General features: G+C 42.1%; 13 protein-coding genes. 10 read left to right on the top strand and 3 right to left on the bottom strand.

Translation table 11 applies throughout. The features are described 5' to 3' along the window. The 3 genes from GX654_15800 to GX654_15790 form a co-directional block, all read left to right on the top strand. Window positions 1-217, top strand: a 217-nt coding sequence (locus tag GX654_15800; GenBank protein NLD38326.1) for a hypothetical protein, incomplete at its 5' end; no start/stop codon positions are given. Window positions 218-316: 99 nt separating this feature from the next. After that, window positions 317-3,166 carry a TonB-dependent receptor gene (locus tag GX654_15795; GenBank protein NLD38325.1) on the top strand — a complete coding sequence of 950 codons (2,850 nt, stop codon included), beginning with the start codon at window positions 317-319 and terminating at the stop codon, window positions 3,164-3,166. A 119-nt stretch (window positions 3,167-3,285) separates the two neighbouring features. Further along, window positions 3,286-3,771: a hypothetical protein gene (locus GX654_15790; GenBank protein ID NLD38324.1), complete on the top strand. Its 486-nt coding sequence runs from the start codon at window positions 3,286-3,288 to the stop codon at window positions 3,769-3,771. Window positions 3,772-3,901: 130 nt separating this feature from the next. Here GX654_15790 and GX654_15785 read toward each other — a convergent pair whose 3' ends face one another. Both GX654_15785 and GX654_15780 read right to left on the bottom strand, forming a co-directional pair. Further along, entirely contained in the window at window positions 3,902-4,480 is a 579-nt protein-coding gene (locus GX654_15785; GenBank protein NLD38323.1) for a sel1 repeat family protein, read from the bottom strand. Window positions 4,481-4,558: 78 nt separating this feature from the next. Continuing rightward, the gene (locus GX654_15780; GenBank protein NLD38322.1) at window positions 4,559-5,062 is read right to left on the bottom strand and encodes a hypothetical protein; all 504 of its coding nucleotides are present in this window, start codon (window positions 5,060-5,062) and stop codon (window positions 4,559-4,561) included. A gap of 755 nt (window positions 5,063-5,817) precedes the next feature. On the opposite strand from GX654_15780, the gene GX654_15775 reads away from it, so the two are divergent. The 6 genes from GX654_15775 to GX654_15750 all read left to right on the top strand — a co-directional run bounded on the left by GX654_15775 (window position 5,818) and on the right by GX654_15750 (window position 10,989). Then, window positions 5,818-6,579: a DUF3450 domain-containing protein gene (locus tag GX654_15775; protein ID NLD38321.1), complete on the top strand. Its 762-nt coding sequence runs from the start codon at window positions 5,818-5,820 to the stop codon at window positions 6,577-6,579. Window position 6,580: 1 nt separating this feature from the next. Further along, a complete protein-coding gene (locus GX654_15770) occupies window positions 6,581-7,996 on the top strand; it encodes a flagellar motor protein MotA (protein NLD38320.1) in 1,416 nt (471 codons plus the stop codon). A gap of 69 nt (window positions 7,997-8,065) precedes the next feature. Continuing rightward, window positions 8,066-8,611 carry a MotA/TolQ/ExbB proton channel family protein gene (locus GX654_15765; protein NLD38319.1) on the top strand — a complete coding sequence of 182 codons (546 nt, stop codon included), beginning with the start codon at window positions 8,066-8,068 and terminating at the stop codon, window positions 8,609-8,611. 21 nt (window positions 8,612-8,632) lie between these two features. Beyond that, the gene (locus GX654_15760; GenBank protein NLD38318.1) at window positions 8,633-9,043 is read left to right on the top strand and encodes a biopolymer transporter ExbD; all 411 of its coding nucleotides are present in this window, start codon (window positions 8,633-8,635) and stop codon (window positions 9,041-9,043) included. Between the two features lie 5 nt (window positions 9,044-9,048). After that, window positions 9,049-9,714, top strand: a complete 666-nt coding sequence (locus tag GX654_15755) for a TonB family protein (protein NLD38317.1) — start codon at window positions 9,049-9,051, stop codon at window positions 9,712-9,714. Window positions 9,715-9,741: 27 nt separating this feature from the next. Then, entirely contained in the window at window positions 9,742-10,989 is a 1,248-nt protein-coding gene (locus tag GX654_15750) for a tetratricopeptide repeat protein (GenBank protein ID NLD38316.1), read from the top strand. 76 nt (window positions 10,990-11,065) lie between these two features. Here the strand turns inward: GX654_15750 and GX654_15745 are convergent, their stop codons facing one another. After that, window positions 11,066-12,961 carry a hypothetical protein gene (locus GX654_15745; protein ID NLD38315.1) on the bottom strand — a complete coding sequence of 632 codons (1,896 nt, stop codon included), beginning with the start codon at window positions 12,959-12,961 and terminating at the stop codon, window positions 11,066-11,068. A gap of 393 nt (window positions 12,962-13,354) precedes the next feature. On the opposite strand from GX654_15745, the gene GX654_15740 reads away from it, so the two are divergent. Further along, on the top strand, window positions 13,355-13,993 hold the full coding sequence (locus tag GX654_15740) for a C_GCAxxG_C_C family protein (protein ID NLD38314.1): 639 nt from the start codon (window positions 13,355-13,357) through the stop codon (window positions 13,991-13,993). The last annotated feature ends 345 nt before the right edge of the window (window positions 13,994-14,338 follow it).

The raw sequence follows: 14,338 nt of genomic DNA, 5'->3' as shown, positions 1-14,338 counted from the left end.
TCCAACTTCCATAGCGTGTACAGTTGGTGACGATGGCGAATTGAGTCAACTGACAGGTTATATGGGTACTGTGTTGCATGAAGGCTTTGTAGTTCTTGATCCCACAGTTGCTTATTACGAAATACGGGCAGGTTTTGCCGACATCCTTGTTGACGTGGAAACCCCTGGTGCAGGTGTGATGGAAACACTTAGTATAAGTCTTCCTGCTGCTCCGTAGGTAAAACAATCTATGCCATCAGCTTTGTGGCTGATGGCATAGCAACATTTTAAACTTTTTAATACTGAATCTATTACTCTAATATAAGGAGGAAATTTTATGAGAGGAAAAAGTTTAACCAAGAGCTTCTTAACCCTCTGCATGGCCTTGGCTGTCGGCATGTCCGGTCAGGTTTTTGCTCAGGAGGACGAATTTACACTTGAGGAAATTGTTGTAACAGCGGAAAAGAGGGAGGCTCAACTGCAGAAGATTCCAATGGATATCTCGGTTGTAAGGCCCGATGAGTTGGAACGTCTTAATGTTCATCAGATTGAAGACCTTGACAAGCTCCTGCCTGATTTGAAAATTACCAGGTCACAAGGTGGCATACTTAAAATTCAGATGCGTGATGTTGGCGGGAATACAGAAGGCAGAGGCGGTGTTACCACTGATTACGATAATCCTACTCAGGAAACAACGGTTGCTGTGCATATAGACGGTGTTCAGCTTACAAGAAGCGATGGTCTTGAAGGAAAGCTCTATGACCTTGAGCGTGTTGAAACCCTTAAGGGTCCTCAGGGTACTCTTTATGGAAGAGGTTCTATTTCAGGCAGCATTAACATGGTAAGCAAAAGGCCCGATATAGGTAACTTTGGAGGGAATATAACCCTGGAATATGGAAGTTATGACCGTCGCCGTTTTGCAGCCGGCCTTAACATTCCAGCTACTGACAAGCTGGCGTTTCGTTTGTCCGGTAACATCATATCTCGAGAAGGTTATGATGATGCGGGTGTAAGTAATCAGAATATGTGGGGTGTTCGAGGGTCACTGAGATGGGAGCCTACTGATGACCAATCTCTGGTTGTGGCGCTTGATACAGACAAAACAAAGAACAGAAACGGTGACAGTACCGGTTTTCTGTATGGTACTGTTGGTGATTTGAAAATAGTACCTAACCCTGATCCGGGGTTGCCGGAATCATATGCACCCTATAATAAAGGCGGAATAATAGATTCAGCCTATAAGGTTAAATGGTGGCTGGGTGATCTGACTCCTGAGATGGCTGATCAGCAATATACTGACAACAAGTCATGGGGGCTTAACACGACATATGATAATGAGCTTGACTTTGCGTATCTTACCATACAGTACGGTTACAGGTCATCACGCAATGTGAGAAGTTATATTGATGTGTCCGGGACCAGGCCCACTATAATGCCGGTTGGGACAATAATTACCCAGTCAAGATATCCTGCCAGAACCTATGATCCTGAAACTGGCTTATTTACTGAGGCTGTTGACGTCAATGATGATGATGTAGAGGATATGAGTGAAACAAATGTTCCGCTTACTCCAGCGCTTGAACCTATTCAAGGATATACAATCAGCCGTACTCAAACTTATAGTTATTCAATTCCCGGCAATACGCCTGTAACAGAGTTAATGCTTGTGCCTTCGACAAACCCTCCTTTCCTGAGTAATTATAGTGAGACTCTTTCCAAAATGTACAGCGCTGAGGCTCGTCTTGCGTCAAAGGAAACAGTGGCCGGTGGTGATACGTATGAGTGGATAGGTGGTGTTCTTCATATGCATGATTATGTTCTTGAAGAGGCATCAATAACAAATAGTGCATACAGACGGAATACCCTTACTGAAACAGCTCTGTTTGGGCAGGCATCATATGCGCCTTTTTGGGGATTAAATTTAACAGGTGGTTACAGGTTCACATGGGATCATAAACAATTCTATGGCCTGACGAATTCAGGAGGTGAAGGCACCGCCAGTTCTGCCAGAAGCAACAATGAGAGATTTGCACTGCCGCTTGATCTTGATGATGCCATAAACTCCTCATATAAATGGGAGCATCAGACCTATAAGCTGAATCTTTCATGGCAGGCAACTGAAAATATTATGCCGTATGTTCAATATTCAAAAGGTGTAAAAACCGGTAATATTGACGGACAAGGCAATTCCGTTGACCCTGAAACTCTTGGTTCATGGGAAGCAGGTATGAGAACCAGGTTGTTTAATGGAAGGCTGCAGATTAATACCACAGGATATTATTATGAGTATAAAAACAGCATGGCAAGCGCTACTATTTTTCAGTGTCTGAGACCTGATGACAGAGGAGAGAGTGATAGCTGTTTAAATGCTGAAGGAAACGTCGGATTCGCTTTTGGTGTAAATCCAAATCTTCATATGCCTGTTGACCCGAATGATCTTAGCAAAGGTTACAGGTATATATCCGGCGCAGCGGTAAATATCGGTGGGACAGAACAAACAGGTGTTAATGTCAATGCCACATGGCTTATTACGCCTGCTGACACCCTTACTGTTTCAGGGTCAAAATCCTCTAACAAATATGTAAACTACAGTATGAACAGGGCACAACAAGATTATGCCCGTAAAGCCTGGTCACAATATGATGGTCAGACAATCATTATTGATGGTGAAGAGCAAGTGGTAGAAACTTATGCTGACTCCGGTCATAATATATACTCTCGTGTATATGAAGACTGGAGTGGTTCAAGGTTTGGTGGTGGTATAAACGCTAATGTGTCTTATAACCACACATGGTTCGTTGGAACAGACCTTCTTATAATGAATACCACTGGTTTTTATACTGGCAAAGGCATTGATCAGGTAATGAGACCTTCACAGACATCCTCCGGTGGCGAATGGGGAGATTTGGAATATAGCATGCCGGGCAATCCTGATTATTGGATGTTTGACGCCTCTGTTACTTATACCTCAACGAAATGGGTTGGTGAGGGTAAACGGTGGGACCTGCGTTTATATGTCAATAATCTTCTTGATAAAAAGATTATTGGCAGACGTTTTCAGGATTATGTTGGAACCGTAGGTTCCTATATGGGTACGTATGATGTCTTTAACCCTGACTCATATCTGGTTATTTACTCATATGCGGAGCCAAGAACATTTGGGCTCACATTTACCTTGAATTTCTAAAAAAAGGTTTTATTGTCATAACCTCAAATGAAGTGATGTAAGGCCGACGCTTTAAAAAAAGCGTTGGCCTTATTTTTTGTTTTCTGTTAAGATTAAAAAAAATTAAAAAGGAGGAAAAGATGAAATCACTATTATTAACATTGACGATATTGGTAATATCAACAGCCACGTTTGCTTCAGATATAGATGTAAGCGGAAAATGGGCTGGAGTATATGGTACAATGGGGACTATGACCTATGAGTTTCTGGTGGATGGTAATAAGCTTTATGGAACAACAATAGGCGAAGGGGATTCAAGAATAGATATAGTAAAAGGCAAGGTAAAAACAAGTAAAAAAAAGGGCACGGAGATAAGTTTTGAAGTGCCTGTTAGCACTGGCGGAATAAAGATGAGTATAGTATATACTGGCGAGGTAATAGACGAAAATACGATTGAGCTTACCTTTAAAACAAAGGCAAGAGGGGCAAGACAGCCGGGATTTGACGGCTTTAATGATGGCTTTGGCGGAGGCGGCGGTGGTGGCGTGGGCGGATTCAATTCAGGCTTTGGCGGCACTGGCAGCCGTGAGACAAAATTTGTAATAAAGCGAGTAGAAAGCTTCTAAATATTAATTTTTTTATCTAAAAAGGCGTTCGGGTTTATAACGAACGCCTTTTTTTTTACAACAAAAAATAGGGACGCTTGCACAGACCGTGAATAGAGTATGGTGTGAGTCCCTAATGAACAGTATTCTATTATTTTGGCTGCTGTAACTGTTGTGAGATTTGGTCCCACTCGTCTGCTTTAGTCTGATCTGCGGTTATGCCGTATTTGCCATTTTTATATATATGGGCAAGAAATTTTGCAGAGTTGGTGTGCCCCATTTCGGCCGCTTTTTCAAGCCATCTCAGGCATTGGGCGGTTTCGGTATCTCCGCCCCAATTAAGGCACATATATCCCATATTATACATTGCCTTTTCATCACCATCCGAGGCCAGTTCATGGTTAAGGTCTATAGCAATCTTCTTGGCATCCTCATCGCCCTGTTTTGCGGCATCCATTATCATCGCTATGCCTTTATTTGTGTCCTTATCAATGCCATTCCCCCTGAAAATCAAAGGGGCAAGAAGAGCTTTAGCCCTGACATTATTCTCTTCAACAAGGGGTGTGAGAAGCGCAACGGCCTTTTCATAATCTTTTGCAACCAGGGCAACCTGTGCATCGCCAAGGGCATCATCAAGTGGAGCCGCTTTTTCAGCGCTTTCCGTATATACAGAAAACTGAAACATAACACAAACAAGTAAAGACGTTAAAATAAACTTAGAGATTTTCATTTTTTCCTCCTGAATATTAAAAAATATTTTTATAAACCTATATTTAATCTCCTGCGATTGTCAACTCTCTCTTTTATATTATCCGCCTAATATCCGACTCTTAATGTTAAGCATCTTGTCCTTGCCATCAATTTTATATATCCGTTCAATAACATATGTGTGTCCCCCAATATGAACAAGGTCCTTTTTAGCTCTTATGATGTTAAGGGCACTTATAAAAGAAATGGTGTCCACAGTCATTAAATCGTAAACAGGTCTTTGCAGTACCAGCAGGTAGAATTCATCCGGCCCGTTCCTGAGTATCAATGATTGTATATCTACTTTGATCCAGTGGTTTTCATTTTCACTCAATGTAAATGTATCACGTCGGGCAATAGATTCACCTAAAGACTCATTGCGATCATCAATTATTAAGAAACTCGGTGACTTCCCGCCCCCTATTCGCAGGTCCTGTATCTTTGATACTTGTTCAAGTTTATCACCTAAATCATATTTTACCGGGAGTTCTACTTGCATTGAAGCACAAGCTGAAACCAGTAAGAAACATATAAAAAGACTCATCCTGCCAAAATAAATTTTCATTTACCCGCTCCTTTTATGCATTATGATTTTATAATGTCCCGTCCATGTGTGGCGGGTATAAAAGCGATGTCATAAATCCCTATTATTGAAACAGGAAAAACATCGCGTAGCTTTTATATTTGATTTTGATAAGACTTCCCCTTTTTGTGCAAAAGAGTATATGGGGTTTGGCGTTGTATGTCAAGCTGCCTTACATCCTTTTAAAGATTTTATTTCGACAGGGAAAGCCGAATAGTCTAAACTTTGCGGAAAAAAATAAAGATATGGGAAGTATTTAGCTGGCACTTGCTTTTTGGTATAGTTAAAGATTGTTTCATCCCATTGTTTTTTTCAAAGAAGGGCTGCGGTCAGACAATTTATCCATAAAACCGAGATTGACCAAAACAGCCAGTGCCCTCAAACCAATCAACATTTAAACAGAAAGGGGAAACGAGATCTCCCGGGTTTTGGCAGGGGCCTTGGCGGCGTCTCAGAAGAGAGCACAAAATTGGTAATAAAGCGTATTGAAAAATACTAAAGAGTAAATTACAGGGATATTAATTTAGTATAATTTACGGCATCATATGCCGGGCCAACAAAATATCCGGATATAAGAGGCCCGGCCTTTTGTTTACTTTTTTCATCCATCTAAATAATTAGATAAAAAAAAGAAAAAAAGGTTTGTGTTTTTTAATTTTTTGATTATTATAACGTTTCGTTAACTTTTTACAGGCAATACAAACTTAAAGGAAACAGGCAGGAATAGGAGAGCTAATATGATTAAACGTATTTTATGGGCAACGGCGCTTATTGCATTTGTAGGCAGTGGATCAGCCTTAGCACAGGATAACCCAAGTGAAGTCCATGGTAAGGTATCAAAAACCATCGCTACCGAATCAAAGGCGCAGGAAAAGGCAGATGATTGGGGTTATGACAAGCAAGGCATGATGATCGAGATAAGAGATCTCAAATACAGGGTCACATGGAAACAATATCGCCAGAAAAAATACAAGGTCTATAATGAGGGCGTAAAAGAGGCGATAAAAAATCTTCAATTCAGTAAAGATGAGATAAATAAGCTTCGTGAACAGATTGATCCCTACCTTGAAGAGGTGGTTGATCGTCTTGAGGCCTTTATCAAAAATGATCTCCCGTTTCAACCTGAAGAGAGACAGAGGCGCATAGATGCCCTTAGAAAAGTGCTGAACAACTACAATATGCAGCCAAGTGAAAAACTCAACTACATTGTCTCCAATGGTCTTAAAATAGAGGCTGATTATGGCAAGATGATTGAGCATCAGGAGGATGTTAAGCTGAATCTTGATGGTGTTGATACCAAGGTTAATATTATGAGGATAGGCAGGATATCCATGTATTACATGACAATCGATCGTAAACAGATCGGCATGTATAATCGTGCGACAGCAAAATGGGAGCCTGTCCCCGAGAGCCAGTTAAAAGAATTCAAGAGGGCCTTTGATATGGCCCTGGGAAAAAGGGCTGCTGAAATCGTCGAACTTCCTTTAGGAGCAATATAGAATGGCTAAAAATAATATAAAATACACAATATTATTATCAGTAATTATCCTGTTTTTTACAGCAGGTCAGCTTTTGGCCCAGTCAGAAGGGTGGAAAAAGATAGCTGATAACGTAAACAAGGATCAGGATCAGGCGCTTCTGGATACTGCCGAGATGGAGCAGTATGTTAAAATGGATAAGGCAGCCCTTGAAAAAGAGCTTGCCAATCTCAAGGCTCAGGATGCAAAAGAGCAGGCAGAATATGTCAAGCTTGAAAAAGAGTATGATGCACTCCGTGCCCAGGAGGCCCAGCTCAAAAAGGATCTTGAAAATGAAAGGGAAGAGATCCAGGCAATAGAAGATGCGGTAAGGGCGATTGGAAAGGATGCAATAAGCATCTCCCGCGATAACCCCATAACAGCAGAATTTCCTGAAAGAAAAGAGGTGCTTGAAAGCATTACACAGTCCAACAAGTTCCCCGGTATGAACTGGATACAGGCCCTCATTGAGTTCTATTTCTCTGAAATAGAGGAATCGGGCAGGATTGTAAGGCGTGAAGGGAAATTTATCGGCCCTGATGGAAAAGAGACATCAGGTGAGATCATCAGGATTGGCAAGTCCACTACATATTACAGATTAAGTGACGGCTCTGTCGGTTTCCTGCAGCCAGAAGCTGACGGTACGATCCTCAAAGCCGTAACGGGCAAGACGCCTGGAAGTATGATTTCAAACATCAAGAATTTCTTTGACAAGTCATCTGATATTACATCTATAGATATATCGAGCGGCGGTGCTTTTATCACCTTCCGTGATGAGAAGTCATTCGCAGACTGGCTTGAGCAGGGTGGCGCCATCATGTATGTGCTGCTCGCTTTGGGCATATTTGCAGCCCTTATAGCCATTGAGCGTCTGATTGTCCTTGGTACAAAATCAAAGGCATCGGAAAAGACAATGGATCATATAAAGAGCATGGCAGAGCAGGGCAACTGGAAAGAGGCGAAGGACTTCTGTTCATCTAAAAGCCGCATACCCACATGCCAGATGCTTGACAGCGCGTTAGAGCATGTAGGATACAGCCAGGATGTACTTGAGAATGCTTTGCAGGAATCAATCCTGAAGCAGTCCCCCAAACTGGAAAGGTTCCTGCCAACCCTGGCGCTGCTCGCTACAATAGCTCCTCTGCTTGGTCTGTTAGGTACTGTGTCAGGTATGATCCAGACCTTTGAAGTACTCACAGAGGTGGGTTCAGGCGATCCGGCAATGCTTGCAGGCGGTATATCTGTAGCCCTTCTCACAACATATTTTGGCCTTAGCCTGGCTATACCGATTATGTTTGTGCACCATTTACTGAAGGCCAAGGTTGAAAAGATCCTTGTTGATATGGAAGAAAAAGGGACTGCCTTTATAATCACCCTTCTTAAACAGGGTTCTAAATAATAGGAGGCCCACGTGTTCAGCGATTTGATATATGATTCCCTAGACCAGATCAGGGTCGGGGGGTGGGTTATGTACCCCCTGATAATAACCTGTTTATGGATGTGGTATCTGATCGTTAAAAAGGCGATTGATATGTATGTCTATACCAGGGGATGGCGACCTGTACAGGAGTGTATCAATAACGCAGGCAAGGCAGATTTTAAGTGCGCTGTTTGGCAGAAAAATATAATGGATGGTTTCATAAAGGAAAAAACCGATAGCAAAGATCTGAATACTGAAATACTGGACAGTATCAGGACAGGTCAGCTTACGTTTGTTCAGCAGAATATCGGCCTTATATCTTTACTAGCCACAATAGCGCCCCTACTTGGGTTACTTGGTACGGTTAGCGGTATGATAACAACCTTTTCAGTTATTGCAGAATTCGGAACTGGAAATGCAAAGGCGTTGGCAGGGGGTATTTCAGAGGCATTATTGACAACACAGACAGGACTTGTTATTGCAGTCCCTGGGCTTTTTATCTGTACATTTATTGCCCGCAGGGCAACTGATCTGTTACAGAGAATGCAGCGGTTTTGCCTTATGATCTCGCAGTCCACGCTGATTAACAATTGATTATAGCAGGAGGGTCACCCTATGGGAAGATTATCATTAGGGCATAAAAAAGGTGAAGATTCAGTAAATATAAATATGTCGCCTATGGTTGATATGACATTTTTATTGTTAATATTTTTCCTGGTTACAACCACCTTTGTAAAGGAGTCAGGCGTTGATGTCAACCGCCCTGTAGCCTCAACGGCTGAATCCAAAGAGAATACCAATATTGTTATTGGTGTTACAAAGGAGGGCATGATCTATATAGAAAATCAGATCATTGATGTCAGGTCTGTAAGGTCCAGGATGGAGCGTTTCAAGAGTGAAATGCCTGAGGGAAATGTGGTAATAACCGCTGACAAGGACAGCCTTTTTGGGGTTGCAATAGAGGTCCTTGATCAGGTAAGACTGGCAGGTATAAAAAATGTTGTAGTAGCTGCAACGAAAGAGTAATGATTATGGCTAGTTATCAGAAAGCAATGGCTAATTTTTCTTTTAGTCTTTTGGCTGGTATAGCAATTACTGTGTTACTTTTTGTCTTCCAGCCGCTTTTGACTAAGTTTGCTAATCTAAGTAAAACAAAAGAGAGGGGGCATTCTGTAGTTATCCAGCAATATAAGCCGCCACCGCCCCCTGAACTTCAAGAGGAAGAGAGAATAGAGGAAAAGAAAAAGACTACTCAGACCCCCAAGGAACAGCAGGTTCAAAGAATGCAGAGGCCAAAGATTGATATGGCCATGTCTGGTTTGACTAGTGGTCTTGGAGGAACCATAGAAATAGGGGATGTCCTTAAAAAAGATTTTAAGGTTTCCGACTCTCTTTTTGTCTCTGCCTTTAAGCTGAGTGAGGTTGATGAGGCTCCAAAGGTGTTAAGGGCATTGCCTCCAAAATACCCATTTGAGGCAAAACAGAAGGGCATCTCAGGAAAGGTTACCTTGAGGTTTGTTGTTGACTCGAATGGGGTTGCACGGGAACCCCAGGTCGTAAGCGCAGAACCAAAGGGAGTGTTTGAAGAGGCAGCTCTTGAGGCAGTGGTAAAGTATAAATTTAGGCCTGCTAAAAAGGGCGGGAAGGCAGTGGACTGTATTGCTTTATTGCCTATTGTTTTTGACCTAAGCGAATAATAACCTTTTAAACAGAATGATATAATTATGGCAAATAAAAAATATGCGATATTGTTATCAGTTGTTGTAGCAGGTTTGCTTGCGTTCACTTTCCCTGTGGTTGGACAGGAGAAAAAAGGGACTGAGCAGGGTACTCAATCTGCAGATGAAGAAAAAGACAGAATGTCAAAAGAGGCCCAGACGGCTATGGTAGAGGCTCAGAGGGCATTTGAAAAAAAGGACTTTGCTACTGCCAGGAAATTCCTTATCGATTATCTGGCCACAAAACCTTTAGATGTGCCTGCCGAGGTTTACCTCATGCTCGGTTATTACTGGTATAATGAGGATAAGTTTGATGAGGCCATAAAGGTATTCAAGGAAGGGTATGAAAAGTTCCCTAACAACTTGGACCTGCTTTCCTACTATGCTGCGACACTTTATGAAGGTGGCAAATTTGCTGAGGCCGGCCCGATGATGGAAAAGAGCTATGAGACATCACCTAAAAAGCCTATCAACCTGCTTGAGGCCGCGGCAGGAGCCTATTATCAGATAGAGAAGTATGCCGATGCAAAACGGGTTATCAGGAAGATGATGAGTACCACAAAGGAGCCTAAGGAAACCTGGTTCAATATGCTTTTAGGTATATGCTTTGAAGAAGAAAAGTATGACGAGGCGGAAAAAACAATCTTTGAGGCATTAAAGTTATTCCCCATGAACGCTACATACTGGCAGCAGCTCCAGATGGTAAGACAGGTAAAAGAGGACTGGTACGGTATGGCTGGCGCAATGGAGATACGTACAAATATAAAACCACCAGAAAAGCCACAAGAATTTAAAGATATATATACCATATATAGCTCTTTGAACCTCCCATTGAGGGTAATAAAAAGCATAGAGATCTCTTCAAAGGAAAAGGCTCTGGAAGAAAAGGAGCATATCCAGATAGCGGAAGCTTATGCCAGGGCTGCGAAAATTAATAAGGCTGTTTCTTATCTTGACACGCTGATACAGAAAAAGCCCTCTTCAGGCCTTATGCTAAAAAAGGCAGAGATACTTCTTAATGCCAGAAAAAATAATGAGGCTATAAAGGCATGTGATGATCTTATTGCCTTTAACCCGAATGAGGGCGGGGCATATAGAATTAAAGGTTTGGCCTTATGGGACCTTGAAGACTGGAATGGTATGAGGATTGCCTTTACAAGGGCACAGGCCTTTAAGGAGCATCGTAGAGAGGCAGAGGAAGGGCTTGATTACATTAAGAGCCTTGATGAGGCAATGAAAAGCTCGATGCAGTAGGTAATTATTTATTAAAAGCCCCTGTTTATGAAATAAACAGGGGCTTTTTATATGCGCAATTCTTGTATTTACCAAATCAGACAGATAAAAGCTCCTTAAGGCCAAGCCTTTTAAGAAGATCCTCTTCTGGTATCCCTGTGTCTATATGCCAGCCTCTGAGGGCATAGTATTCATCTTTGAGTCTTTCAAATTCATGTACACTAACAATTGAATTTTTCTTTGATATTATTGCCCCTTTCCCTGGCACAAGAGCCTCCATATTAAAGGGGAGTTCCCCCTCCTTTAATGGCTTATTATATAAATAATTGAGCAGTCTGTCATCATAACGGCCCTTCCATCCCTCTCTGAGTAAAATCGTCCTCTGAAGGTTGAAGACCTTTTCTCCATAGTGCTCAAGATCAGGGGCTTCCAGGATTTTCCCTGTTACCGCATGATAGATAGATGCTATCAGACTCCTGTCAGTTACAAAAGAGCGTGAAAAATTGGACCAGGAACGGTCACATAGGATGAGACTCTCCTTCAGATAAGACCAGTCCTGTATCTTTTTTGCTGCAAGGGCCTTTCCTTTATTTGTGCTGAAGTCTGAGGCATCCCTGCCACCCCATGAAATTTCAGCGATATTTTCAAAATCACCCCCTGATAATTGCAAATCCTCCTTTCCTTTAACCCAGTTGAGCCATAGCCTTAAGACCCTGCTGATCTCATGCAGTTCCTGTATAGGTCTTCTCGGTTCAGTTGCATAGATAATGGATGTAGTGATTATCATACGAGGGTCATAATCCTTTGTTTCACCCCCTGTTGTTGCAACACATTCACTCAAAACATCCACTGCATTAGGGCCCAACTGTTCTGATGCATAAAAAAGACCATTGGCAAGGGTTTCGCAATATCCGATTTTCATAGATATCTTATGAATAAGGTCGCCTATAAACTCAAGACTTCCAATCTTTGAAAGCTCTAACCCCGTTATATTATCATCCAGGATCTGCCGATCATGACAGATAGATAAAAATTCAATTACAGGCTGGATAACAGCGGTATCAAGTCCGTAATTATCACATAATCTGGTTGCGCAGAGCTGTGACTTGTGGGCTCTATTTTCATCATTGTAATATCTCATGGCCATGTTTTTATAAAAGACCGCAGATTGACAGAGGAATTTATATCGCTCGCCACTTTCTTCCGAATAGGTCCTTCGGTCGCAGCCAAGCCCGCAGGAAAAACAGATATCCTTTTTGTTAACCTCTTTAATAACCCAGGGAAGCTTTTCACATGGAGTAGCCTTTGAGGAGGCCCTGACAGGCCTTAAAAGCTCCTGCAATCTGATGTTGTGATAGGCATTTGGTCTTTTATTTCCTGATACCAGTATGGCCTTAAGATTTTTTGATCCCATGATAATCCCAAGACCTCCAGAAACAGTGGATCCATCATCAGCAACCAGACATGAAAAATTAACAAGGTTTTCTCCAGCTGGGCCAATGGCCAGCACACCTGTTTTTTGATTGTACTTTTTTTTAAAAAGCCTGAAGGTATCAAATACAGATAACCCCCAGATTTCTGAGGCATCCAAAACAGTGACTTTATCATCTTCTATGGAAATTATAACAGGTTTCTCTGATCTGCCTGTTACGATAAGCCCGTCGTAACCTGCGAATTTAAGTAAAACTCCCCATTTACCCCCGAGGCTGCCATAGCAGTATCTATTTATGCCCGTTAACCTTGTCTTGCCGACTATTGCACATCTTGAACTGGCAATGCCTGAAAACCCTGTTAAAGGGCCGTTTGTGCATATGAGGCAGTTCGCAGGATCTATTGAGTCAATGTAGGGAGATACATTATTCCAGTATAACCCTGCTGCAACCCCTCTGCCGCCAATAAACCTTTCTGTGTACCAGGATGAGTGCTCTTTTGTGATTATATTACCGGATAGATCAACTTTAAGGATTTGTCCTGCATAACCATCTGTTGTCATTTAAGTTATTCCGATCCAGTCTAAATATACCCTGTCAATCCTTTGGCCTGAAGGGGGTTGGATTCAATGTACGCCTGTCTTTATAATATTTCTCAGATTTTTTGGTATTCACGGCAGACCCTTTTATCAGGTTAATGGCTGTAATATTTTTTAAGCGGAGTATAAAAAACAGCAGGCCAGGTGTCAAACTATTTACTGAATCTATTTGACAGAAAAATCCACAGTTTTTATACTCCCTGGTCAGATAAATTATGGTATGCAGAAGAGCTTGTGCTGCTTACTGAATAGCTCAGGGGGCATTTGATAAGTGTTTATGAAAAGGCAAAGCTGGGTTTACCCTGCTTGATGCTTATTCATGCAATCTTGCAGCAATACTCAATAAAAGGAGAAAAAATGGGGTATACAGATAAAAACATGGAAAAGATAGAGGAGCTGGGCAACAGGAAATGGGATGATAATGCCATAAAGGCGAGGATAAATGGATTTTTGTCAGGGGGTATCCCCAAAAAGAGGCTTAATAAAAAAGAGCTGCTGGCCCATAAAGAGGAGATACTGGACAGGGTTCAGTTAAGGGCTGAGGAGTATAATTATATCTTTAAAAACTGTGCCCAGGGCACTGCTATGGCGCTCATGGAGGAGTTTGGACTGGGAGACATGCAGGTCATTAAGGCGCTTACCCTTTTTCCTGGTATTGGCGGGTCAGGTGAGATGTGCGGTGGAGTAACGGGTAGCATTATTGCTTTTGGTCTTTTTTATGGGGGAGATGACCCTTTTGAACTGGAAAAGGTAGGGCCTGCAATGGAAATTGCACAGAGATTCATGGCCTACTTTGAGGATGAAATCGGGTATCTTTTATGTTCAGATATTCAGGAGAGAGTCATCTTCGGGAAAAATATGGACCCTGGCGCCAGCGCTGCAAACATGGGTGCATTTGCATCGGCAAAGGGTTTTGAAAAGTGCGGGCTTCCTCCGGGCTCAGGTGCGCGCCTTGCTGCCGAGTTTATGATAGATCGATTTCCCGGGTATCTATAAATAGATTCTATGAGAATATTTCAGGGCCAATTATCCGCGCATGATCAGGGTGATTAATTTCCTCTCCTAAGCCTGTATAGGATGGTAAACGCATCCTTGTTATTGGCTAAAGCAAGAGGGAGGGCAGGCACTGGCTTTCGCAGGGATTGATGACCGGATGGTGATACCTATGTACCATATCTCCCGATCAGATATCTTTTCTGAAATAATGGGTGCATACCGTGTATGTACCCATGATGGATTATATTCCGGTGGTGTTAAAACAGGTTTTAGATCTGTTCACCTTTAATGTGAAAGGCCGGATAGAAAATGAAAATATACCTGAAGGTTTATTTAAGTCTGATT

Origin of the sequence: Desulfatiglans sp., from assembly GCA_012513605.1 — a bacterium.
GTDB lineage: Bacteria > Desulfobacterota > DSM-4660 > Desulfatiglandales > HGW-15 > JAAZBV01.
This window is presented reverse-complemented; position numbering and strand designations above follow the sequence as displayed.